The following is a 23,399-nucleotide window of genomic DNA, read 5'->3' as shown; positions in this document are numbered from 1 at the left end:
GGCGGCCCGGGTCAGGCGTCGACGGCCGACCGGGACCGGTCGACGACGACGCCGTCGGCGGCGAGCGCGTCGACCTCCGCGGGCGAGCGGCCGAGCTCGAGCAGGAGCTCCCGGGTGTGCTGGCCCAGCAGCGGTGCGGGGCCGAGGGGCGCGACACCGCGGACGTCGAACAGCCGGCCGGCCATCTGCATGCGGCCGAGCACGGGATGGCGGTAGCTCGTGACCAGCCCGCGCGCGGCCAGGTCGGGGTCGTCGAACAACGCGGTGCCGGGCGCCGGGGCGCACGCCTCGGCCGGCACCTGGCAGGCGTCCAGCCGCGCGGCCCAGGCCTCGGCGGTGTCGGTGGCGAGGACGGCGGTCAGCCGCTCGGCCAGCTCGCCGTCGGCGGCGGCCCGGCCCGGCGCCGTGGCGAACCGCGGCAGGTCCAGCTCGGGCAGTGCTGCGCACAGCCGGCGCCACTGGTCGTCGGAGGCCACGGCCAGGCACAGCCAGCCCACCGCCGTCGGGTAGATCCGCTGAAGGGCGGACACTCCCCAGCCCTCGGCGTCGAGCTCCGGGCGCGCGCCGCGGGTGGCGCCGTCGGGGGTCACCCACGCCGACGAGGCGTTGAGCAGGTGCGCGTAGGTGATCGAGGTGTCGACCAGCTGCCCGCGCCCGGTCCGGTCCCGGTGGTACAGCGCCTGCAGGACCCCCAGCGCCGAGAGCAGGCCGTTGCCGGTGTCGCCGAGGGAGACCGACGGCCAGATCGGTGTGCCGCCCCGGTCGGTGCCGCCGTCCACCCACTCGGTGCCGCACAGCGCTGCGGCCGTCTGGTCGTTGGCCGGGCGGGGGTCGCGCCGGCCGTGCTCGTAGCCGCGGGTGTGGCAGTGGACCAGCCCGGGGTTGACCGCGCGCAGGGACGCGGAGTCGACCCCGAGACGCCGGGCCGCGGCCTCGCGCATGTTGTGGTGGACGACGTCCGCCCCGCGCACGAGGTCGTGGAACACGGCCAGGCCGCGGGGGTCCTTGAGGTCCAGCGCCAGGCTGCGCTTCCCCCGGTTGGACATGTGCGAGTACTGCGTGCGCATCCAGAACTCGTCCCGGGCAGGGTGCACCCGGACGACGTCGGCCCCGAGCGCGGCGAGCAGCTGCGCGCCGAACGGCCCGGCGATCGCCAGCCCGAGGTCCAGCACACGCACGCCGGCGAGCGGGGCCGCTCCCCCACCCCTCGAGCCCCCGGCCGGCCGCGCGGCGCGCCGGGACCGGCGGGCGTGCGCCCGGACCCAGGCCGTGTCGGCGCCGGCCGGCGCGGTCCCCCGGGTGACGGGCGCCGGGCAGTCCCCGAGCCGGATGACGCTGCCGACGGCGCGGATGGCGCCGTGCTCGGCGTCGGGCAGCTCGGCCACGCAGCCGTCGGCGAGCAGCGCGTCGTCCAGCAGCGCCTCCTCCGGGGACCGGACCACCTCCAGCGGGACGCCGGCCGCCTCGGCCGCCCGCTCCCACTCGGCGGCCGTCCGCCGCCCTGCCGCCCGGGTCATCAGGGGGTGGAAGTGGTGCAGCAGCACCATCTCGGCGTAGTCGGTCTCGATCCGCAGCTCCGCGTCCCGCGGTGACGTGCCCGCCGGCGGCTCCTCGTCGGCCAGCATGAAGGCGGGCAGCTGCACCCACTGCTGGAACCACCGCCCGTCGCGGGCGCGGTAGAAGCCCTTGGGGGCCCGGGGGTCGCTGGTCCAGCCGAGGTAGCTCTCGCTGTCCGGGTGCTCGGCACGCTGCCAGGCGATGCTCGTCGTACCGAGGACGCCTTGCAGCAGCGAGGTGCGGACGTGCTGGCCGAGGCCGGTGAGCTCCCGGTCGCGCAGCGCCGCCGCGATCGCGATCGCCGCCAGGTAGGCGGTGGCGTTGCTCGCCCACGGGATGCCGGTGGCCATCGGCCCGTCGCGGTCCGGGCCGACGGCGGCGCCGTCGGGGACGGGGAGGTCGGCCAGCGGGTCGCTGCGGCCGGAGAGCAGGCCGATCGTCGTCCCGGGGACGCCGCGGGTCTCCCAGCACAGACCGGTGCGGGCGGCGACCAGGGCGTCGACCGCGGGCCGCCCCCGGTGCGCGGCCGCGTCCCCGTACCCGGTGATCGAGCAGCGGACCAGCCGCTCGTCGGCGGCGGTCCAGCCGGCGACGTCGAGCTCGGCAGGGAGGTGCTCGGGGGTCTCCACGACGACGTCGGCACCGGTCAGCAGCTCCCGGGCGACGGCCAGGTCGGCCGGGTCGGCGGGGTCCAGGACGGCCCGGCGCTTGCCGCGGTGCCACACGCGGTAGCCCGAGCAGCCGGCGAACGGGTCGTCGGGTGAGTCCAGTCGGATCACCTCCGCGCCGGCGTCGGCCAGCAGCATGGTGGCGATCGCCCCGGCGGTCCCTCGGGTCAGGTCGACGACGCGCAGTCCCGCGTAGACCGGACCGGCCGGCTCCTCGCACGCGGCCGGCACGTCAGACCCCGATGGCCTGCAGCAGCCGTTCCCGGTGCGCCGCGGGACTGCCCAGCAGCTCCGCGCTGCTCGCCGCGCGCCGGAAGTACAGGTGGGCCGGGTGCTCCCAGGTGAACCCCATGCCGCCGTGCACCTGGATGGACTCGGCGGAGGTGAAGCGGAAGGCCTCCGCGCACCGGACGGCGGCCATCGCCGCGGCGGCCGGGGCGTCGCCGCTGCCGTCGGCGACGGTCGCGACGGCCCACGACGCCGCGGCGCGTGCGCCCTCCAGCTGCTGCAGCATGTCGGCGCACCGGTGCTTGATCGCCTGGAAGGAGCCGATGGGGCGGCCGAACTGGCGGCGGTCACGGGCGTGCGCGACCGCGGCGTCGAGCGTGGCCTGCGCGCCGCCGACCTGCTCGCACGCCAGCCCGGCGAGCGCCCGGTCGAGCACCCGCTCGAGCAGCGGTCCGGCCGTCCCCTCGCCCCCCAGGAGCCGGGCCGGGGTGCGGGAGAACTCCAGGCGGGCGAGCTTGCGGGTCGGGTCCAGGGTGGTCAGCGGGGTCCGCGTCAGGCCGGGCGCCGCACCGTCGACGGCGAAGACGCTCGGTCCCCCCGCCGTCGTGCCGGCCGCGACGAGGACGAGGTCGGCGGTCCGGCCGTCGACGACGAACCCGCTGACCCCGTCCAGGGTCCAGCCGCCCGGGTCCGCGGACGCTGTCACCGTCGGCGCCGCCGGGTCCCAGGAGCCGGTCTCCCCCGCCAGGGCCAGGGTCGCCGTCCGGCTCCCGTCGGCGATGCCGGGGAGCAGGTCCGCGCGCGCCTGCTCGTCGTCGCCGAGCAGCAGCACCCCGGAGGCGAGGACGACCGTGGAGAAGTACGGCAGGCAGGCCAGGGACCGCCCCGTCTCCTCCAGCACGACGGCCACCTCGCCGAAGCCGGCGCCGGCTCCGCCGAGCTCCTCGGGCACCTCCAGGCCGGTCAGCCCGAGCTCGGTGGCGGCGCGTCGCCACACCGCGGGGTCCCACCCGCGCTCGGTGGCCATCTGCCGGCGGACGTCCTCCGACCCGCAGTGTCGGTCGAGGAAGGCGCGGACGGTGTCGCGCAGTTCCTCCTGGTCGGCGGTCGGGGTCAGCCGCACGGTGCCTCCTCGGCGGGCAGGGATCGACGGTCGGGTGCGGGTCAGGTGAGCAGCGGCTCGCCGAGGACGGCCAGCGACTGCTCCACGAGCGGTGCGACCAGGCGGCCGCGCTCGCCCATGCGGGGGTCGCTGCTCTCCCCGCGCAGGTACCGCGCGTGCAGCTGCTGGAGGATGACCACGGTCTTCCAGCCCCCGTAGGCGACGTACCAGGCGACGTCGGAGACGTCGGCGCCGCTGCGCTCCCGGTAGCGCTCGACCACCTCGGCGTGCGAGGGCAGGCCCAGCCGCTCGAGGCCGAGCTCGGCCAGCGCCGCGGGCGCCCGGTCGCCGTCCGGCCAGTAGTTGAGCAGCGTGCCCAGGTCGACCAGCGGGTCGCCGAGCGTGGCCATGTCCCAGTCGAAGACCGACACGACCCGGTCGGGGTCACCCGGCGTGAACTGGCAGTTGTCGAGTTTGAAGTCGTTGTGCAGCACGGCCGGCGGGCCCGACGTCGGCATCGTCTCCTGCAGCCGGTCGCGCAGCCGCTCGGCCCGCGGCGCGCCGCCCTCCGGCGCCACCATCTCCCACCGCCGGCCCCAGCCGGCCAGCTGCCGCTCCAGGTAGCCCTGCGGCCGGCCCAGATCCGCCAGGTCGCACTCCGCGGGGTCGACCCGGTGCAGGTCGGCGAGCGCGTCCACGGCGGCGAACCCGAGCCGGCGGCCGACGTCGGGCAGACCGGCCATGGACTCCGGGACGGCGTCCCAGACCACGATGCCGGGCCGGTACTCCATGACGAAGAACGGTGCCCCGACGACGGTCTCGTCGCCGCAGAAGGTCAGCGCCCGCGGCGCCCGGTCGTAGCAGCGGTGGAGCCGGGACAGGACCCGGTGCTCGCGGGCCATGTCGTGCGCACCGGGGGCGAGCTGGCCGAAGGGCGGCCGGCGGACGACGAGCCGGGCGTCGCCGACCTGCACCTGGTAGGTGAGGTTCGCCGAGCCGTTCGGGAACTGCAGCACCGAGAACGGCCCGGACAGGTCCGGGAGCTGGTCCCGCAGCCAGCGTTCCAGGGCCGCCCAGTCCAGCTCCTCCCCCGACCGGACCGGGGCCAGCTCGACCGCGCCGCGCTGGGTCGACGTCTCCTCGTGGCCGGTGATCACTCCGCCGCCGCCTCCTCCAGCACCGCGGCGAACCGGGCCCGGGCCTCGGCGGCCAGGGTCGGCTCGGTGTAGGGCGGGAACAGGCCCTCGTCCGGCGTGTAGCCGCGCAGCAGTCCCTGGGCGAGGTTGACCTTGTGCACCTCGGTGGCGCCGTCGGCCAGGCCCATGTGGAAGGACTCCATGACGTAGCGGCCGAACGGCAGCTCGGTGGAGATCCCCAGCGAGCCGTGCACCTGGATGGCCCGGGAGGAGACGTCCATCAGGACCTTGGGCATGGCGGCCTTCACGGCGGCGATGTCCGCGCGCACGCGCCGGTAGTCGTTGTACTTGTCGATCTTCCAGGCGGTGCGTAGCACCAGCAGCCGGAACTGCTCGATCTGCAGCCAGGAGTCGGCGACCATCTCCTGCACCAGCTGCAACCGGGACAGCGTCGTCCCCTTGGTCGAGCGGGACACGGCCCGCCGGCACATCAGGTCGAAGGCGTGGCTGACCAGGCCGACGGTGCGCATCGCGTGGTGGATCCGGCCACCGCCCAGCCGGGTCTGCGCGACCGCGAAGCCCTCGCCGCGCTCCCCCAGGATGTGGTCGGCGGGGATCCGGACGTCGGTGTACCGGATGTAGGCGTGGGTGCCCTCGGTCTCCTCGTGCCCGTACACCGCCACGTTGCGCACGATCTCGATGCCGGGGGTGTCGGCCGGGACGACGAACATCGACATGCTCTTGTGCGGTTCGGCGTCGGGGTCGGTCACCGCCATCACGATGAGGAAGGACGCGAAGCGGGCGTGCGAGGAGAACCACTTCTCGCCGTTGATCACCCAGCTGTCGCCGTCGGGGACCGCGGTGGTGCGGAAGCCGGTGGGGTCCGAGCCGCCGTGCGGCTCCGTCATCGAGAAGCAGCTGACGATGTCGTTCTCGATCAGCGGCTCGAGGTAGGTCTTCTTGAGGTCGTCGGTGCCGTAGTGCGCGAGGATCTCGGCGTTGCCCGAGTCGGGCGCGTGGCAGCCGAACACGACCGGGCCCGAGTGGGTGCGCCCGAGCTTCTCGTTGAGCAGGGCGAGCTTGAGCTGCCCGTAGCCGGGGCCGCCGAGCTCCGGGCCGAGGTGGCCGGCCCACAGTCGGCGCTCGCGCACCCGCTGCTGCAGCGGCCTGATCAGCGCGTTGCGCACCGGGTCGCGCACGTCCCAGGCGTGCTCGATCACCCGGTCGACCGGCGCCACCTCCTCGGTGACGAACTGTTCGACCCAGTCGAGCTCGCGTTGGAAGTCGGCATCGGTCTCGAAGTCCCAGCCCACGACTCGCTCCTGTCGTCTCCGGTGGCGGCCCCGCCGCCACGGTCCGTGTCGGGTCCGGCGGTCCCCGTCGAGCCGCCGGCGTGCGGTCAGCCGCCGGCGTCGGCGCCCGTCGGCGGCGCCAGCCGGTCGGTGTGCTCGCCGAGCCGGGGCGCGCGCGTGGGGCCCGGCCCGGTGAAGGCGCTGAACCGGAAGGGGCTGCCGGGCTGCAGCGCGGTGCGGCCGTCGGCCTGCTCGACCGGGACGAAGAAGTCCCGGGCCCGCAGGTGCTCGTCGTCGAGCAGCTCCTCGGGCGCGTTCAGGACGCCGATCGGCAGCCCGCGGCGCTGTCCTCCGTGGTAGGCGGAGTCGGCGTCCTGGATGAGGAAGAAGACCTCGACCAGGTCCTGCACGTGGGCGTACCGCGCCTGCCGGTACGCGAAGTCGCGGTACTCGGGCTCGACGAGGTCGGCCGCCACGCCCAGCTCCTGCATCCAGCCGATCAGCGCCTCCCAGGCGCGCTGGTCGGAGAGGATGTGCGCGAAGTAGACGTAGCGCCCGTCGGCGCACTCGAACAGCGCCGGCTGGGTCGGGACGGGCTGGGCGTGCCGGCAGGTCTGCCGCTTCACGATCGCCCGCGGGTAGAACCAGTACGGGTTGGACAGCTCGCCGCTGACCGCGCCCGCCGCGTGCATCGAGACGTCGACGAGCTGGCCGCGGCCGGTGCGCCGGCGGTCCAGCAGCGCCAGCAGGATGCTCGTGTGGGCGAAGCTCGCGGTCGTCGCGTAGGCCTGGTCGCCGCCGGGCCGGATCGGCGGGATGCTGTGGTCGTCGTAGCCGCAGCTGTGCAGCAGCCCCCCGACGGCGAGACCCGTGAGGTCGCTGGCCCGGTAGTGCGCCCAGGGCCCGTCGAGGCCGAACGCCGTCACCGCGACGACGACCAGGCCCGGGTGACGTTCCAGCAGGTCGGCGTAGCCGACGCCCCGGGCCTGCGCCTCGGCCGGCGACAGCGTGCTGATCAGCACGTCCGCGTCGCCGACCAGCCGCTGCAGGCGTTCCCGGTCCGCGGCCGTGTCGTCGAGGACGACGCTGCGCTTGGTCGTGTTGTACCAGCGGAACGGGAGGCCGGCCTCCGGCCCGCTCTCCCCCTCGGCGAAGGGCCCGGTGTGCCGGCTGCGCACGCCCTCGGGCGGCTCGACCTTGACGACCTCGGCGCCGAGGTCGGCCAGCAGCTTGCCCGTGTACTCACCGGCGGGGTCGTCGGCGATCTCGACCACCCGCAGCGGCGCGTACGGCGAGCTCGCCCGTCCGCCGTCCGCGGCGTCGTCCGGTGCACGGCCGCCCGGTCGGGCGGGCGTCTCCGCGGAGTCGCTCACAGCACCCCCTCGTCGATGAGCTCCGACACCTCGTCGTCCGAGAGCCCGACGATCTGCGTGAAGACGTACCTGTTGTCCTCGCCGAGCAGCGGCGCCGACCGCCAGTTGTCCTGGGAGAGCCGGGAGAACAGCACGGGGCTGCCCTCGAACCGCGCCTTGCCGATGACCGGGTGGTCCATGTCGAAGAAGATCCCGCGGTGGGCGGCCTGGGGGTCGCGCTCGTCGAGGTCCTGCGCGTTCTGCACGGCGCCGGCGTCCACGCCGGCCTCCTGCAGCAGCTCCATGGCCTCGTGCGGGGTCCGCTCACGGGTCCACCGGGACAGGTGCTCGTCGAGCTCGTCCTGGTGCGCGTGGCGGTCGGCCTGGGTGGCGAACCGGGGGTCGGCGGCCCACGCCGGGGAGCCGAGGGCGCCGACGAGCCGCTCCCACCCGGCGTCGTCGAACACCGCGATCGCCACCCAGCGGTCCTCGCCGGCGCTCGGGTAGACCCCGTGCGGCGCGGCCTGGGGGTGCTCCAGCCGGTTGCCCAGGGGGAACCCGGGACGGCGGGTCGCCCGCCCGTTGAGGGTGACGTCGAGCATGTCCGGCCCGAGCAGGTTGATGCCGACCTCGACGGCGGAGACGTCGATGAGCGTGCCCTCGCCCGTCGCCTCCCGGTGGAGCAGGGCCGCCAGCAGCGCCGCCGAGTTGTAGTAGGCGGCCTGGTTGTCCATGTAGGAGAAGCCCCACCCCGACGGCTCGCGGCCCGGGAGCCCGCTGATGAACGACATGCCGCTCACCGCCTGCACCACCGGCCCGTAACTGCGGTACTCCGTGTGCGGGCCACTGTGCCCGTAGCCGCTCATCCGGCCGTAGATGACCCCGGGGCTGAGCTCCTGCAACCGCTCGTAGGTGAAGCCCCAGCGCTCCATGACCCCCGGGGCGAAGTTCTCGGTCACCATCGAGCTGGCCGCGATCAGCCGTTCCGCCAGCTCCTTGCCGCGCGGCTTCTTCATGTCGATGGTCACGCCGAGCTTGTTGCGGCTGTAGTTGTTGAACAGCCCGCCCTTGTCCGGGTCCGGGTTCGGGTCCTCCTCGCCGTAGGCGCGGACGTCGCCCTTGTAGAAGGGCAGCCGGCGCGGCGTGTCCAGCCGGTGCCGGTTCTCGATCTTGATGACCTCGGCCCCGAAGTCCGCCAGCAGCCGGGTGGCGACTGCGCCGACGCCCATCCAGCAGAAGTCGGCGACCCGCACGCCGGCGAGCGGACCGGTCCTCGGCCGCGGGGTGCGGTCGCCGTCCGCTCCGGGGGGCTGCTGCACGGTGCTCATCCGCCTTCGCTGGCCGAGGCACCCGGTCGAATCGGGCGCCTTTCATCATGAGGAACTAGCGGAAGAGTAACCCAGGTCACTCCTCGGTGGAAGCCAGCGCGACCACCGACTTCCCGACGTGGGCGCCGTCGAGCATCGCCAGGAAGGCCGGCCACGCCTGCTCGATCCCGCCCTGGGTGACCGTCTCGAGCTGGCGCACCGTGCCCGCGGCCACCAGGGGCGTCATCTCCGCGAGGAAGCCGGCCCGGTCGTCCTCGTGGTCGGCGAGGAGGAAGCCCTCCATCCGCAGCCGCCGCCAGATCATCAGGAGCAGGTTGCGCGGCCCGGGCACCGGCTCGGTCGAGTTGTAGACCGAGATGGCGCCGCACAGGGCGATCCGGCCGAAGGTGTTCATCACGCGGATGCCCGCCTCCAGCTGCTCGCCGCCGACGTTGTCGAAGAACACGTCGACGCCGTCGGCTCCGGCCCGCGCCATGGCGGCCGCCAGCGCGTCCCGCACCGGCCCCTCCCGGTGGTCGAAGGCCGCGTCGAAGCCGAGGTCGCCGACCAGGCGGGCCACCTTGGCCGGCCCGCCGGCGCTGCCGATCACCGTGGCCCCGCGGGCCTTGGCCAGCTGCCCGGCTGCCGAGCCGACCGCGCCGGCGGCCGAGGTGACCAGGACCGTCTCCCCCGGCTGCAGCCCGGCAGTGCGGGTCAGCCCCACCCAGGCCGTGAAGCCGGTGAGCCCGAGGACGCCGAGGTGCGCCGACGCGGGCACCGGGCCGACGTCGACGACCGTCGCGTCCTCCCCCCGGACGGACGCGTACTCCCGCCAGCCCGCCTCGTGCAGCACCCAGCTGCCCTCGGGGACGGCGGGGTGGCGGGAGGCCACCACCCGGCCGACCGCGTGGCCGGTCATGGGCTCGCCGATCCGGTAGTGCTCGGCGTAGGAGGTCCCGGCCGCCATCCGCCCGCGCATGTAGGGCTCGACGGACATCACGACGTTGCGGACCAGCAGCTCGCCGGGACCGGGGTCGGGGACGTCGACGGTCACCAGGGCCACGTCGTCGTCCACCGGCCGGCCCTCCGGGTGGCGGGCGAGCTGCCACTCCCTGCTGGGGGTCACGCGGGCTCCCTCACGGCGCGGCGAGGCGTCCGCCGTCGACGGCGAGCAGCGCCCCCGTGGTGAAGCTGGCCAGCGGTCCGGCGAGGTACAGCGCCGCGCCGACGATCTCCGCGGGCCGTCCACCCCGGTGCAGCGGCCAGGTCTCGGCCATCTCGGCGAAGGCGGACATGTCCCACCCGCGGCTGATGTCGGTGAAGAAGGGCCCGGCGAGGATGGTGTTCACCCGGACCGCCGGGCCGTAGGCCTGCGCCAGTCCCGCGGTCAGCGTGTTGAGCCCCGCCTTGGCCGCCGCGTAGGGGAGGTCCGCGGCGGTGGGGCGCTGCGACGCCATGCTGCTGATGTTGGTGATCGACCCGGTCGCCCCCGCCGCCACCAGGCGGGAGGCGGTCAGCGCCGAGAGCCGGAACGGCCCCTTGAGGTTGACCCCGATGACCTTGTCGAAGAGCTCCTCGCTGACCTCCTCGAGGCTGGGGTAGGTCGGCGCGATCCCAGCGTTGTTGACCAGCGTGTCGACCAGGCCGAGCTCCTCCTCGACCTCGTCGAGCAGCCGCGGCAGGGCCGCCCAGTCGCCCACGTGCACCCCGTGCGCGGAGACGCGCTGCCCGGTCCGCTCGGCCAGGTCGGCGGCGGCCCGCTCGCACGACTCCTTCTTGCGGCTGGCGAGGGCGACGTCGGCACCGGCCGCGGCGAACGCGGCGGCGATCTCCCAGCCCAGCCCCCGGCCGCCACCGGTCACCAGCGCCGTCCGGCCGCGCAGCGGCCGGGACGCGACCGCGTCGGCCAGGGCGTCGGCCACCTGGTCCGGCTCCAGGGCGGTCACCGCGGCACCTCCCGCCAGGGCAGGTCGCGGTCGACCCGGGGTTCCCCGGGCAGGCCGAGGAGCCGTTCGCCGACGATGTTGCGCTGGACCTCGTCCGAGCCCCCGGCGATCCGGTACCCCGGGGCGCCGAGCACGTGCTCGGTCCACTCGAACGTGCGGCGCTCCCCCGTGTCGGCGATCAGCCGCGGCCCGAGCAGGTCGGCGACCACCCGGGAGACGAGCGTGAGGCCCTCGACCCAGTGCAGCTTCCGCAGCGAGCCGATCGGGCCGGGCTCGTCGCCGGCCAGCCGGCCCTCCCGGTCCCGCATGGCCTGCAGGTGGGCGACCTTCTCGTGGATCCAGACGTCGGCGAGGCGCTGGCGCACGACCGGGTCACCGGTGCGCCCGAGCTGCCGCGCCAGCGCGGACACCTCCCGCCAGCCGCCGCCGGTCTGGTTGTCCGCGCCGCTGTGGCCCCGCTCGAAGCCGAGGGTGGTGAGGGCGACCTTCCAGCCCTGGCCGACGCCGCCCAGCCGGAGGCGGTCGGGGATCCGGACCTCGTCGAAGAAGACCTCGCAGAAGGAGCTCCCCCCGGACATCTGGCGCAACGGCCGGACCTCGACGCCGGGGGTGTCCATCGGCAGGAGGAAGGCGGTGAGGCCCCGGTGCTTGGGCACGTCGGGGTCGGTGCGGGCGATGAGCTCCCCCCAGTCGGCGAACTGCGCGCCGCTGCTCCACACCTTCTGCCCGGTCACCACCCAGTCGTCGCCGTCGCGGACGGCGCGGGTGGCCAGGCCCGCCAGGTCGGAGCCCGCGGAGGGCTCGGAGAACAGCTGGCAGGCCAGCGCGTCGCCGCGCAGCAGGGGGCGGACGAGCTGCTCCCGCTGCTCGGGCGTGCCGAGCAGGCGCACGGTCGGTGCGACCAGGTGCACGCTCACCGACGCCAACTCGTGGGTGCCCGGCGTCCGGTAGGCGGACAGTTCGGCGGCGAGCACCTCCTCGTGGGCGCTCGTCAGTCCCGCCCCGCCGTCCTCGGGGGACCAGGTCAGGGCGCCGTAGCCGGCGTCGAACAGCAGTCGCTGCCACGCGCAGATCCGCTCGAGGAGGGCCCGCTCCTCGGCCTCGCCCAGGTCGTGGAAGACGGCCAGCGAGTGGTCGTCGTCCTGCGCCGGGCGGGGCTCGGCGTGGGCGGCCAGCCAGCTGCGGACCTCCCGGGCGAATGCCTCGAGGTCGGTGTCCGGGGACGCCAGGACCTGCGTGCCGGTCACGCCGTCCCCCCCTCGTACGCAGGCCCGGCCCCGCCGCGGCGGACCACGGCGGGTGGAGGGGCCGAGCGGTCGGGTGACCGGGTGCCGCGGGGAGCCGCGGCAGCGGGGGGACGGGCGGGAATCAACACAGACCTCCAGGGGTCCCGGCCGGCGGGGGCCGTGACGAGGGTCACCTTCGTGGCCGCCCTGAGTACACCGGTGCGACCGAGGCCGCGTCAAGATTCATCCTGAGGAATCCACCGCTCCCGATCCCCGGCCGGGCACGCGCCGGACCCGTCAGTCGGGAACCGGTGCTCCACGGCGGGTCGGAGGACGGGTCGTCACGCCGTCCCGGGAGTGAGGCCGCTGCGGCCGCCGTCGACGACCAGCGTCGCGCCGGTGACGTAGGTGGCGTCGGACGAGGCCACCATGGCGACCGCTGCGGCGACCTCGGCGGGGTCCGCGGACCGACCCAGCGGTGTCGCCCGCACCGCATCCCGCTCCATCGCCGACAGCGGGCCACCGGCGACCGAGCCGGCCACAGCGGCCCGTGCGACCAGGTTGACCCGCACCCCCAGCGGCCCGAGCTCGTGCGCGAGGACGTGCGTCAGCGGGACCAGCGCCCCCTTGGAGACGGAGTAGGCCGCGGCCGAGGGGTTGCCCGACGTGCCGTCGACCGAGCCGAGGAGCACGACGCAGGCTCCCTCCGCCGCTCGCAGGCGGGGCAGCAGGGCCTGCACCGCGGCGACCGGTCCGAGCACGTTGGTGGTCAGGACGCGTGCCCAGGACGCCATCGGCGTGCCGATCGGCGTGCCCGGTTCCAGGGCGAAGTGGGCCAGGACGAGCACGTCGACGGGCCCACCGACACCAGCCGCGACCTGCGCGAGGGCGACCTCGTCGACCAGCCCGGCACGGTGGGTGCGGACGCCGTCGGGGCACGCGCGGAGGGCCTGCTCGTCCTCGTCGACGGCGTGGACCCGGTGGCCGTCCTGGACGAAGCGCTGGACGCAGGCCGCCCCGACGACGTCCCCGACCCCGACGACGACGGCGGTCACGCTCAGCGCACGGTCGCGGGACCGCTCCAGGGCGTGATGGTGCCGTCGCCCCGGTACTCCTGCGGGAGGTCGTCGACCAGGTCCCAGGACATGGCCAGCCGGCCGTAACCGACGCACGTCCCGATGTGGATTCCGAGGTCGATCACAGCGTCCTCGTCGAAGTGCTCACGCAGTTGCGCGAAGACGGCGTCGTCGATGCTGAGGTGGTCGGTCGCCATGAGATCGGCATAGCGCAGGGCGGCCTTCTCGGCGGGGGTGAGGTCGTCCGCCTCCTCCGGCCGTTCGAGGCTGCACACCGCGCCGTCGGTCATGCCGTCGGCGATGGCCACCCCCGACCGGACCGCCATGCAGCTGCGGCAGCGGTTGTGGAAGGCGATGCGCAGGCGCACCAGCTCGCGCAGGCGCGGGGACAGGGAGGTCGCCCGGTCGAGCTCCTCCTGGAGGCGGAGGAAGGCGAGCGCGACCCCGGGGCGGTGGGCCCACACGGTGAACGCTCCCAGTCGCACCCGCTCCTCGGAGGTCGGGTGACCCAGCGCCTCGGCGAGATCGGCGGCGAAGGCGGCGGGGTCGACCGGTGTGACTCGGGACACGCGACGACCGTAGGGTCCGGCCATACCGCGGCGCAATGGTTGCTCATGAGCAATCGCCCTGTGGTCCGCCGACGGGCGACCTGGAGGTCGGAGGCTCGGAGCGGATGTCGGCGCAGCCGTTCCCGATGCCCCTGCGAACGACCGTCACCCAGTAGGGGGAGGACGCCATCGGGACCGTCAGTTACGGACCGCTCGGTACCGATGTACGGGGAGTCGCGCGCTGCCGGAACAGCCGGCAGGCGTCGTCAGGACCCGCCCAGCAGGCCAACGACCCGGAGGAGGCACCGTGGCCGTACAGCTCGAGACCGTCCGGCCCTCCGCCGCGCAGCTGTCGCACGCCCTCGTCGAGGCCACCGCGACGCTGATCTGCGTCGTGGACGGCGACGGACGCATCCTGCTGGCCAACCCGGCGGTCGAGCGGTTCACCGGGCGCCCGGCCACCGACATGATGGGCTGCTACCTCTGGGACGTCCTGGTCATCCCGGAAGAGGCGGATCTCGCCCGCGCCGCCGTCGCCGCCGCGATGGCGGGGGGCCACCTGATCCCCGGTGAGGTCGACTGGCTGGCTGCATCCGGCGTACGCCGGCGCGTGGCCCTGCACCACAGCGTGCTGGCCGATGACATGGGCCGGCCCTACGCCACCGCCTTCGTCGGAACCGATGTGACCGAGCAACGCGAGCGTGAAGCGCTGAGCGTGCTGCAGGCGACCACGGACCCCCTGACCGGGCTGAGCAACCGGCGCGCGGTTTTCGAGGCACTGCGGGACCACCTGGACCCCACGACCGGCGCAGGGTGCGGGCTGCTCTTCTGCGACGTCGACTGGTTCAAGGAGGTCAACGACGAGCACGGGCACGCCGTCGGAGACCAACTGCTGGTTGAGCTGGCACAGAGGCTGCGCCACCTGGCCGGACCCGACGACGTGGTCGCACGGCTCGGCGGGGACGAGTTCGTGCTGCTGACCCCTGACGGGGACCCGACACACCTCCTCGAGCTGGTCCGGAGCCTGGACGAGGGGATGCGTGCGCCGGTCCGGACGTGTGCCGGTGCGATGTCGATCCACATGAGCATCGGCACCGCCGTCGGACGCCCCGGCGAGGATCCCGACGAGCTGATGACCTCAGCCGATCTGGACATGTACGGAGCGAAGAGGCGGCGGCGACGCAGTCGCCCTCGTGCAGCCTCGACGTCCCGCAACCTGTCCGCCTGAGTCGGTCCGCCGCTCGGCGCGCGGCACGCTGCCATCGTGCGGACCGTCGACGCTGTGGTCGCCGTCCGCCCACACCTGCCACGTCCGGTCCACCTCAGGGACAGCGCGCGGCGCCCTCCCCCTGTGCGCCCACCCCGGACTCAGCTCCCGGTCCGCCCCCGCCCCGACCAGGGGGGAGCCAGGTGTCGACGACGGTGTCCGGGTTGAGGGACATCGTCTCGATGCCCTGGTCGACCGGCCACTGCGCGAGGTCGCTGCGGCCGACCGGGTCGTCTCGATGCGGCATGCTCCGGTCCCATGACCGACGTGGATCGCCGCTCTCCACCGTGCGTGCTCGTGATCTTCGGCGCCTCCGGCGACCTCACCGCCCGCAAACTCCTGCCGGCGCTCGCCCGGCTGGCCGGCTACGGCGCACTCCCGCCCGAGGTGGTGCTGGTCGGCGTGGCCCGCACGCCGATGACCGACGACGAGTTCCGCGACCTGTGCCGGCGCAGCGTGTCCGGCGAGGACCACCCGCGGTGGGACGAACTCACGTCGACGGCGCGCTACGTGCACGGCGGCTACGACGACCCCGCCACGTACCAGCGGCTGGCCGACGTGATGACCGAGTGCGACCACGCGCACGGCTGCGCCGGCAACCGGGTCTACTACTTCTCCACTCCCCCGCGGCTGTTCGGGCCGATCGCGCTGAGCCTGGGCAAGGCGGGGCTGTCGGTGCCGGACGGCGACGCGTTCGTCCGCGCCGTCATCGAGAAGCCGTTCGGCTGGGACGAGGCCAGCGCCCGCGACCTCTACGCGGACCTGTCCACCGCGTTCACCGAGGAGCAGATCTTCCGGATCGACCACTACCTGGCCAAGGAGACGGTGCAGAACCTGCTCGCGCTGCGGTTCGCGAACTCGATCTTCGAGCCCATCTGGAACCGCACCTGGGTCGACAACGTGCAGATCACCGTCGCCGAGACCCTCGGTGTCGGCGACCGCGGCGGCTTCTACGAGACCACCGGCGCGATGCGCGACATCGTCCAGAACCACGTCCTGCAGGTCCTGTCACTGTTCCTCATGGAGCCGCCGACCTCGTTCCACGCCGAGGCCATCCGCGACGAGAAGGTGAAGCTCCTGCGCGCCATCCAGCCGCTGGACACGGAGGCGCAGATCGCGGCGAACGCGGTCCGCGGCCAGTACACGCGCGGCGGGACCCGTGACGACCTGATGCCCGGTTACCGCGAGGAGCCGGGCGTCGACCCGCTGAGCACCACCGAGACGTTCGTGGCGATGCGTCTGGAGGTGCAGAACTGGCGCTGGACCGGCGTGCCGGTCTACGTCCGCACCGGGAAGCGGCTGCCGGCACGGGTCACCGAGGTCGCGATGGAGTTCCGCCGTCCGCCCCAGTTGCCGCTGTTCCCGGGGACGACCGAGAACCTCGAGCCGGACGCGCTGATCGTGCGGGTGCAGCCCGACGAGGGGCTGAGCCTGCGGTTCGGTGCGAAGGTGCCCGGGCACGCCTTCCGCGTGCAGAAGGCGTCCATGGACTTCTCGTACCAGAGCTTCGAGGAGGAGTCCCCCGAGGCCTACGAGCGGGTCATCCTCGACGCCCTGATCGGTGACCCCACGCTCTTCATCCGCGCCGACGAGGTCGGTCGGTCCTGGCGCATCGTCGACCCGGTGATGCAGTACTGGACCGCCGACCCCGGCCCCATCCCGCTGTACCAGGCGGCCACGTGGGGTCCTCCCGAGGCGGGGATGTTGATCGCCCGGGACGGCCGGAGGTGGCGCCAGTCCGGGTGACCGGCGAGGCGGGTGCCGGCCCGTCCCGCCGGTCAGCCCGGTGGTGGCGACGTGAGCGAGGCCGGCACGACCCACCGGCGGGTCCCGCGGACGTGCGAGACGAGGGCGTGCGGGAGGTCAGACCTCGATGCCGGTGAGCACCAGGACCCGCTGCTCGGTGAGGTCCTCCATGGCGGCGCGGACGCCCTCTCGTCCGGTCCCGGAGTCCCTGAGCCCTCCGTAGGGCATCTGCTCGGCCCGGAAGCTCGGGACGTCCCCGATCACGACGCCGCCGACCTCGAGCTCCCGTGCGGCGCGGAAGGCCAGCGTCAGATCCCGGGTGAAGACGCCGGCCTGCAACCCGAACCGGCTCTCGTCGACCCGCGCGAAGGCCTCGTCGACGGAGTCGACGACGGTGATGACGACGACAGGTCCGAAGACCTCGTCCTGGCTCACCCGGGCATCGGGTGGCACGTCGGCGAGCACCGTCGGGGCGTAGCGGGCCCCGGTGCGCGATCCGCCGGTGAGGACCCGGGCACCGCCGTCCACCGCCTCCGCCACCCACTCCTCGACCCGGCCCGCCGCGGACTCGTCGATGAGCGGGCCGACGTCCGTCGCCTCGTCCCCTGGGTCGCCGTCCCCCAGCGACCGGACGGCGTCGACCACCGCCGCGCACAGTCGGTCGGCCAGGTCGGCGTGGACGAACACCCGCTGCACCGAGACGCAGGACTGCCCCGCCTGGTACATCGCGTAGGTCGCGATGCGCTGCGCCGCCCAGGCGACCGAGGCGTCGTCGGCCCAGTCCGGGGCGACGACGACCGCGGCGTTGCCGCCCAGCTCCAGCGTGACGTGCTTGCGCGGGACGGCGTCGCGGATGGACCACCCCACGGGCACGGAGCCGGTGAACGACACCACGGGCAACCGCGGGTCCCGGACCATCCCCGCCGCGACGTCGTTCGTGACCGGCAGGACCGACCACGCACCCTGGGGCAGCCGGGTCTCGGCGAGCACCTCGCCGAGCAGCAGCGCGGTGAGCGGGGTCGCCGGTGCGGGTTTGACGACCACCGGTGCGCCGACCGCCAGTGCGGGAGCCACCTTGTGGGCCACCAGGTTCAGCGGGAAGTTGAACGGGGTGATGCCGAGGACGGGGCCGCGCGGGGCCCGCCGGACCAGCGCCATGCGGCCGACCGTCGCGGGATCGGTGTCGAGCCGCTGCAGCTCACCCGACCACCGGCGGGCCTCCTCGGCTCCCCACCGGAAGGTCGAGACCGCGCGGGTCACCTCCGCCCGGGACCACCGGAGCGGCTTGCCGGACTCGGCGGTGACGAGCGCGGCGAACTCGTCGCTGCGCTCGGCCAGCCGCCGGGAGACGTGGTCGAGGGCGTCGGCACGCACGTGCGCCGGCGCCGCGGCGAACTCGCGGCGCGCCGCCCACGCGGCGGCCACGGCGGCCTCGACGTCCGACGGGGTGGCCACCGTCGTGCACCCGGCCCCGGCTCCGTCATGGGGCGACCGGACCTCGAGCACCTCGCTGCCGATGCGCGGCCGACCGGCGACCCAGTACGGCTCCGGCCGCATCACCGCCCGCGCACGCTGATGGCGCGGGTGGGGCAGTCCGCCGCGGCCTCCCCCACCGCCGCGGCGTCGGAGGGCAGCGGCCGCCCGGGCAGGACCTGCGCGACGCCGGCGTCCGGGTCGAGGTCGAAGACCTCGGGAGCGGCCAGGACACAGTTGCCGTAGCCGCTGCAGACGCCGGTGTCGACGCGGACGTCCATGGTCTCGGGGCTCCTCACGTCAGCGGGTCGGATCCGGCTGGGCACCGGCGGTCACGTCCACGGGTGACCGGCCGGGGCGGACGGGCGACAGGTCCCCCGCTTCCGCGAGCAGGGCCGTGACCGCCTCCCGCCCGGCGTCGCTCAACCGGACCAGCGGCGGACGGACCCGGTCGGAGGCGAGGAGCCCGCACTCGCGCAGGACCCACTTCGCCGGCGCCGGGTTGGTCTCCACGAACAGCAGGTCGACCAGCGGGTGCAGCCGGTAGTGCAGGTCGAGAGCGGTCTCCCGGTCGCCGGCGACCCAGGCCTCGTACATCCGGCTGACGGCGGTGGGCGCGAGGTTGGCGACCGCGCTGACCATGCCGACGCCGCCCAGCGCGAGCAGCGGCAGCCCGAGCAGCTCGATCCCCGACCAGACCATCAGGTCCCGGCCCGCCGCCCGGATCACCCGGGAGAAGTGCTCGAAGTCCTTCGTCGTCTCCTTGATCCCGACGATGTTCTCGACGTCGGCGAAGAGCCGGGCGACGGTCTCCGGGGCGATGTCCACGGCGGTGCGGGAGGGGACGTTGTAGACGATCAGCGGCAGGTCGGGGTACTCGCGGGCGACGGTGGCGTACCAGTCGTAGAGCCCCTGCTGGGTGGGGCGCGCGTAGTACGGCGTGATGACGAGGACGGCGTCGGCACCGGCCTCGCGGGCGGCACCGGTGAGCGCGATCGTCTCCTCGAGCTTCGCCGACCCGGTGCCCGGCACGAAGGGCACCGCGTCGCCGACCTCGGCAGCCACGGCCCGGAACGCCGCGATCCGCTCGTCGGTGCTCTGCGCCGAGGGCTCGCCGGTCGAGCCGCCGAGGGAGACGCCGTGCGACCCGGAGTCGATCTGCCAGCGGGTGAGGCGGCGCAGCGACTCCAGGTCGAGCTCGCCGTCGTCGGTGAAGGGGGTGACCAGCGGCGCGATCGAGCCGCGCAGGGCCGAGGGGTCCGATCGGAACTTCACGGGTGGGTCTCCTGTCCGGGCCGGACCGCGCGGAGGAACGCGGTGACGGCGGCGAGGTCGGCCAGGCCGGTGCCCAGGCCCTTGAACACCGTCGGGCCGCGCCCGCCGGGTACTCGCACCGCGCCGGTGACGACGTCGGCGAGGCGGTGGACCGGCGACCAGTCGTCGCCGTAGAACTCCCGGAGCTCGCGCGAGGACCGCCGCGCGTTGTCCAGGTCGTCGACCACGGTGAGCCGCGCCGCGGCCAGCAGCCCCGGCTCGAACTCGGCGTTCGCCGGGAGGATCGCGCCGACCGCGTTGAGGTGTGCCCCCTCGGCGAGGACGCCGGCCGGGAGGACGGGCTCGGCGGCCCGCGTCACCAGCGTCACCACCGGCGCGCCCGCGACGGCGTCCGGCACCGTGGCGACCGGCACCGCTTCGACCCCGAGGTCGGCGGTGACCCGCTCGGCCAGCGCGGTACGCCGTCCGGGGTCCCGGCCCCAGACGCGGACCCGGCGCAGCGGGCGGACGGCGCGCACCGCCCGCACCTGGCCCAGCGCCTGCCGCCCGGTTCCCAGCAGGGCCAGCTCGTCGGCGTCCGGGGCGGACAGCCACCGGGTGGCGACGGCGCTGACCGCCGCGGTGCGCAGGGCGCCGAGTGCGCCGGCGCTGACGGCCGCGACGAGGGCGCCGTCGGTGGCGTCGTACGCCGTCACCGTCGCGCTCGCCCCCTGCGGGGTGTTCACCCACGTCTTGAACGCCACCAGGCCGCTGCCCAGGTCGACCGCTCCGAGGGCGTGGGCGCTGCTCGCCGGCGCCCAGGTCGTCATCGTCTTGGCGAGGGTGGTGGCCAGGCCGGTGGACTGGGCGACCAGCACCGACTCCACGGCCTCGATCACGGACGGCAGGTCCAGCGCGCCCCGGACGTCGTCCTCGGTGTGGAAGGGCACCGTCACGGTGCCCGCGGCGCTCACCGGCCGGCCTCGCGCGGTCCGACGTAGCCGGTCAGCCCGGGGTCGGACCCGAGGGTCAGGATCGGGCCGCCCATGTCCTCCTGCCAGATCAGCGACTCCATGCCGATGTGCAGCGGGTGGTCCTGGACGGTGAAGACGGTGATCCCGGCGGGACCCGGGCTGTGCATGTGCTCGCGCCATCCCGGCGCGGACAGCAGCAGGTCCCCGGGACCCCAGTGGATCGTCTCGCCGTCGACGACGCTGAACCCGGTGCCCTCCGCGTGGTAGTTGATGGCGACGGAGTTGTGCCGGTGGCCGGGTGCGTCCTCGGGGATCTCGGGAGCGCCGGGCGGGATCTTCGTGGCGGTGACGAAGAAGCTGTGCGTCGCCCCGTTCCGCCGCTCGGTGGCCGGGTTGTAGTACGCGAGGATCGTCCGCCTGCCGTCTCCCAGCTCGCTGGACAGGTGGCGCGAGACCTCCTGCCAGGGCCAGTGCTGCGCGAGGTTCTCGACGACCTCGATGTCGACGAGCCACTCGTAGCCGCGGACCCTCGACCCGAGGTCGGAGACCGGGAAGTCCGGCGCGGTGCCGCGGTTGTACGAGGAGTCCGTGACAGGGCCGGCGGGGACCACGAGCGAGTCGAGAATCGTCTCGGCGTAGGCCACGCCCAGCGTGGCCAGCAGCGGCGCGTTCGAGTAGACCAGGCGCACCCACGGCCGCTCGCCGGTGTTCCGGTAGCTGAAGACCTCCATCGACGGCAGGTTGCAGACGTCCCAGCGGTCCAGCGCGATGGCGCGCGTGCCCGAGCGGACCTGGCCGCTGCCCTGGATCCCGAGCACCACCTGGCTGCTGTTGCGGCGCACCGGAGTCGTGGACTCCCCCGGCAGCAGCACCTCGACGGTCACGTCGATGCCCGGGGCGAGGCCCCGGCCGGGACCGGTGGCCTCGGGGTGGACGATCGCCGCGGCGCGCCGGCCGTCGACCGGCCGCGGCAGTGCGGCCAGGCGGTCGATCTCGGCCTCGATCTCCGCCGCGGGCACCTTCACCGGCCGCCAGGGTGTGGGGTGCTCGTGCAGCGCGCCGCTGCGGTCGGCGAAGGCGGCCCGGACGGGGGCCTCCCGCCCGTGGGTCGTGGTCATGCGGCGTCCTCCTCGGGATGGGCGGCGGCCGGCTCCTCGTCCACGACCCCGTGGGTGAGGACGCCGACGCCGGTGACGGAGACGGAGAGCTCGTCGCCGGGCGTCAGGAACCGCGGCGGGGTGCGGCGGTAGCCGATGCCCGCCGGTGTCCCCGTGGCGACGACGTCGCCGGGCCGCAGCTCGGTGAAGGTGCTGATGTAGCTGACGAGCGCGGCGAACGAGTGGGTCAGGTGGTCGGTCGAGTCGTCCTGCACCACCTCGCCGTTGAGCCGCGTGGTCACCCGCAGCGGCCCGGCCGGCAGCTCGTCGACCGTGGTGATCCACGGACCGCACGCCCCACTGGCCGGCCAGTTCTTGCCGGCGGTCGCCTGGCCGGAGTGCTGCTGCCACTCCCGCTCGCTGTTCTCGGCCATGCAGGTGACCCCGGCGATGCAGCCGGCGGCGCGGTCCACGCCCACCCGCCGGGCCGGGCGGCCGATGACGAGCGCCGCCTCGCCCTCCCAGTCGAACGCGCGGGCCCCGGCGGGCCGGGTCACGGGCCGGCCGCTGCCGACGAAGGCGTCCGGCCAGCGGAGGAAGAGGGTCGGCCGGTCGCTTCCGGCGCGGACGGCCTCCGCGGCGTGGCCGCGGTAGTTCAGCCCCGCGCAGACCACCTTCGCCCGGTCGGTGAACGGCGGCAGCCAGGCCACCTCGGAGACCGGCCGGCGCATGTCCCCGGTGGCCGGCGTGCCCGCCGCGGGATCGGCCACCAGGGCCTCGAAGGAGGGCAGGCGGTGGTCGACAGCGACGACCTCGGCGCCGTCCACGACGCCGAAGCGCTCAGCCCCGTCGACGGAGAACCGGGCCAGCCTCACGGCGCGACCGTGACGTCGAGACGCCGCAGCGTGGGGAAGACCGGGTTGGGCTCGCGCACGGCGTGCGGCTCGGCGGCGAGGGCGAGGTGCGGGAACGCCGCGGCGAGCTTGCGGAAGGCGATGTCGAGCTCCATCCGGCCCAGGTGCGCCCCGATGCAGGCGTGCCGGCCGGCCGAGAAGCTCAGGTGCGCCTGCGCCGGGCGGTCGACGTCGAAGGCGTCCGGGTCGGCGAACCGGCGCTCGTCCCGGTTGCCCGAGCCGGCGGCGACGACCAGGACCGTCCCCGCCGCCACCCGGCCGCTGTCCAGGTCGAGGTCCTCGGCGGCGAACCGGGTGTACAGCTGCGCGGGCGCCTCCCAGCGCAGCGCCTCCTCGACGACGGCCGCGCTGCGCCCGGGGTCGGCGACGAGTGCGGCCCAGGCCGCCGGGTGGGAGAGCAGCCCGAGCAGGCCGTTCGCCAGCGCGCTCATCGTCGTCTCGAAGCCGGCGTTCAGCACCGAGTGCGCGGTCACCAGGAGCTCCCGCTCGGAGATCTCCCCGGCGTCGAAGGCCCGGATCAGCGCGGTGAGGAAGTCGTCCTCGTCGCCGGGACGGCGCCGGCGGTCGGCGACCAGGTCGCGGAAGTAGTCGAGGTAGTACTGGCAGATCGCCTCGGTGCGGGCTAGCTGGTCCGCGTCGGGCGGCAGCGGCGACAGGACGTGCACGAAGTCCACGGCGCCGCGGATGAGCGCGGGCCAGTCCTCCTCGGGGATGCCGAGGATGGTGCAGACGGCGACCGCGGGCACGTGCTCGGCGAGGTCCGCGACGGCGTCGAACTCCCCCTTCTCCCGCAGGACGGCGACCCGCTCGTCCATCGCGGCGTCCACGGCGTCGTGCAGCCGGCTGACGGTCCGCGGCCGGAACGCCGGCGAGGTGACGCGGCGCAGGCGGGTGTGCTCCGGGGGGTCGGTGAACAGCATCTGCCCGAGGAACATCTCGGCGGCGGCGCCGTCCCCGAGCCACGGCGGCGCGCCGGCCCCCTCCGGCAGCATCCGCACCGTCCGGTCGCGCAGGACCGCGTCGATGTCGGCGTAGCGGGAGACGAGGACGGTCGGCACCGGGCCCGGCAGCTCGAGCAGCGGCGCACGGTCGCGGATCCTGCGGTACGTGCCGTGGCGGTCCCGGTGGAACGCCTCGGACGTCGGGTCGAACAGGGGTGCTTCCACATGCGTCATCGCACGGTCCCATCACGGGTGGGGGCGGTGGAGGAGATCGGGCTCGGAGCGGGACGAGCGG

The 23,399-nt window shown here is 74.6% G+C and carries 20 protein-coding genes; 2 read left to right on the top strand and 18 right to left on the bottom strand.

Annotated elements, in window-relative coordinates; translation table 11 throughout:
• Positions 1–11 precede the first annotated feature (11 nt).
• From ACI79F_RS15235 to ACI79F_RS15185, 11 genes are all read right to left on the bottom strand, one after another.
• Positions 12–2,456 (bottom strand): CoA transferase, encoded by a 2,445-nt coding sequence (locus tag ACI79F_RS15235; RefSeq protein WP_456543295.1) that lies wholly within the window; start codon positions 2,454–2,456, stop codon positions 12–14.
• Position 2,457: 1 nt separating this feature from the next.
• Complete coding sequence (locus ACI79F_RS15230; protein WP_456543296.1) at positions 2,458–3,576, bottom strand: acyl-CoA dehydrogenase family protein; 1,119 nt, start codon at positions 3,574–3,576, stop codon at positions 2,458–2,460.
• A gap of 41 nt (positions 3,577–3,617) precedes the next feature.
• The gene (locus ACI79F_RS15225; RefSeq protein WP_456543297.1) at positions 3,618–4,712 is read right to left on the bottom strand and encodes a phosphotransferase family protein; all 1,095 of its coding nucleotides are present in this window, start codon (positions 4,710–4,712) and stop codon (positions 3,618–3,620) included.
• On the bottom strand, positions 4,709–6,004 hold the full coding sequence (locus ACI79F_RS15220) for an acyl-CoA dehydrogenase family protein (protein ID WP_456543298.1): 1,296 nt from the start codon (positions 6,002–6,004) through the stop codon (positions 4,709–4,711). Before ACI79F_RS15220 ends, ACI79F_RS15225 begins: the two co-directional genes overlap by 4 nt.
• An 86-nt stretch (positions 6,005–6,090) precedes the next feature.
• Positions 6,091–7,356, bottom strand: a complete 1,266-nt coding sequence (locus tag ACI79F_RS15215) for a CaiB/BaiF CoA transferase family protein (RefSeq protein ID WP_456543299.1) — start codon at positions 7,354–7,356, stop codon at positions 6,091–6,093.
• Complete coding sequence (locus tag ACI79F_RS15210; protein ID WP_456543300.1) at positions 7,353–8,663, bottom strand: CaiB/BaiF CoA transferase family protein; 1,311 nt, start codon at positions 8,661–8,663, stop codon at positions 7,353–7,355. Before ACI79F_RS15210 ends, ACI79F_RS15215 begins: the two co-directional genes overlap by 4 nt.
• A 76-nt stretch (positions 8,664–8,739) precedes the next feature.
• Positions 8,740–9,768, bottom strand: coding sequence for an NADP-dependent oxidoreductase (locus tag ACI79F_RS15205; protein WP_456543301.1), 1,029 nt, complete (start codon positions 9,766–9,768; stop codon positions 8,740–8,742).
• A 10-nt stretch (positions 9,769–9,778) separates the two neighbouring features.
• The gene (locus ACI79F_RS15200) at positions 9,779–10,588 is read right to left on the bottom strand and encodes an SDR family NAD(P)-dependent oxidoreductase (RefSeq protein WP_456543302.1); all 810 of its coding nucleotides are present in this window, start codon (positions 10,586–10,588) and stop codon (positions 9,779–9,781) included.
• A complete protein-coding gene (locus ACI79F_RS15195; protein WP_456543303.1) occupies positions 10,585–11,835 on the bottom strand; it encodes an acyl-CoA dehydrogenase family protein in 1,251 nt (416 codons plus the stop codon). The genes ACI79F_RS15200 and ACI79F_RS15195 overlap by 4 nt, the downstream gene beginning before the upstream one ends.
• Before the next feature lie 320 nt (positions 11,836–12,155).
• Positions 12,156–12,869 (bottom strand): SDR family NAD(P)-dependent oxidoreductase, encoded by a 714-nt coding sequence (locus ACI79F_RS15190; protein ID WP_456543304.1) that lies wholly within the window; start codon positions 12,867–12,869, stop codon positions 12,156–12,158.
• A 2-nt stretch (positions 12,870–12,871) separates the two neighbouring features.
• A complete protein-coding gene (locus tag ACI79F_RS15185) occupies positions 12,872–13,459 on the bottom strand; it encodes a carboxymuconolactone decarboxylase family protein (RefSeq protein ID WP_456543305.1) in 588 nt (195 codons plus the stop codon).
• Positions 13,460–13,745: 286 nt separating this feature from the next.
• Here ACI79F_RS15185 and ACI79F_RS15180 point away from each other — a divergent pair, with 286 nt between their 5' ends.
• Both ACI79F_RS15180 and zwf read left to right on the top strand, forming a co-directional pair.
• Positions 13,746–14,666, top strand: a complete 921-nt coding sequence (locus tag ACI79F_RS15180) for a sensor domain-containing diguanylate cyclase (protein ID WP_456543306.1) — start codon at positions 13,746–13,748, stop codon at positions 14,664–14,666.
• A 297-nt stretch (positions 14,667–14,963) separates the two neighbouring features.
• Complete coding sequence (gene zwf / locus ACI79F_RS15175; protein WP_456543307.1) at positions 14,964–16,451, top strand: glucose-6-phosphate dehydrogenase; 1,488 nt, start codon at positions 14,964–14,966, stop codon at positions 16,449–16,451.
• Between the two features lie 117 nt (positions 16,452–16,568).
• On the opposite strand, the gene ACI79F_RS15170 is transcribed toward zwf, so the two are convergent.
• The 7 genes from ACI79F_RS15170 to ACI79F_RS15140 are packed head-to-tail and all read right to left on the bottom strand — an operon-like array spanning position 16,569 to position 23,329.
• Positions 16,569–18,008: an aldehyde dehydrogenase family protein gene (locus ACI79F_RS15170; RefSeq protein WP_456543337.1), complete on the bottom strand. Its 1,440-nt coding sequence runs from the start codon at positions 18,006–18,008 to the stop codon at positions 16,569–16,571.
• Positions 18,008–18,205, bottom strand: a complete 198-nt coding sequence (locus ACI79F_RS15165) for a ferredoxin (RefSeq protein ID WP_456543308.1) — start codon at positions 18,203–18,205, stop codon at positions 18,008–18,010. The genes ACI79F_RS15170 and ACI79F_RS15165 overlap by 1 nt, the downstream gene beginning before the upstream one ends.
• A gap of 19 nt (positions 18,206–18,224) precedes the next feature.
• Positions 18,225–19,199 (bottom strand): 4-hydroxy-tetrahydrodipicolinate synthase, encoded by a 975-nt coding sequence (gene dapA / locus ACI79F_RS15160; protein ID WP_456543309.1) that lies wholly within the window; start codon positions 19,197–19,199, stop codon positions 18,225–18,227.
• A complete protein-coding gene (locus ACI79F_RS15155; RefSeq protein WP_456543310.1) occupies positions 19,196–20,152 on the bottom strand; it encodes an ornithine cyclodeaminase family protein in 957 nt (318 codons plus the stop codon). Before ACI79F_RS15155 ends, dapA begins: the two co-directional genes overlap by 4 nt.
• The gene (locus tag ACI79F_RS15150) at positions 20,149–21,270 is read right to left on the bottom strand and encodes an AraC family ligand binding domain-containing protein (protein ID WP_456543311.1); all 1,122 of its coding nucleotides are present in this window, start codon (positions 21,268–21,270) and stop codon (positions 20,149–20,151) included. The genes ACI79F_RS15155 and ACI79F_RS15150 overlap by 4 nt, the downstream gene beginning before the upstream one ends.
• Entirely contained in the window at positions 21,267–22,124 is an 858-nt protein-coding gene (locus tag ACI79F_RS15145; RefSeq protein WP_456543312.1) for a fumarylacetoacetate hydrolase family protein, read from the bottom strand. The genes ACI79F_RS15150 and ACI79F_RS15145 overlap by 4 nt, the downstream gene beginning before the upstream one ends.
• A complete protein-coding gene (locus ACI79F_RS15140; RefSeq protein ID WP_456543313.1) occupies positions 22,121–23,329 on the bottom strand; it encodes a cytochrome P450 in 1,209 nt (402 codons plus the stop codon). The genes ACI79F_RS15145 and ACI79F_RS15140 overlap by 4 nt, the downstream gene beginning before the upstream one ends.
• Positions 23,330–23,399 lie beyond the last annotated feature (70 nt).

Source organism: Blastococcus sp. SYSU D00868 (assembly GCF_054050575.1).
This window is presented reverse-complemented; position numbering and strand designations above follow the sequence as displayed.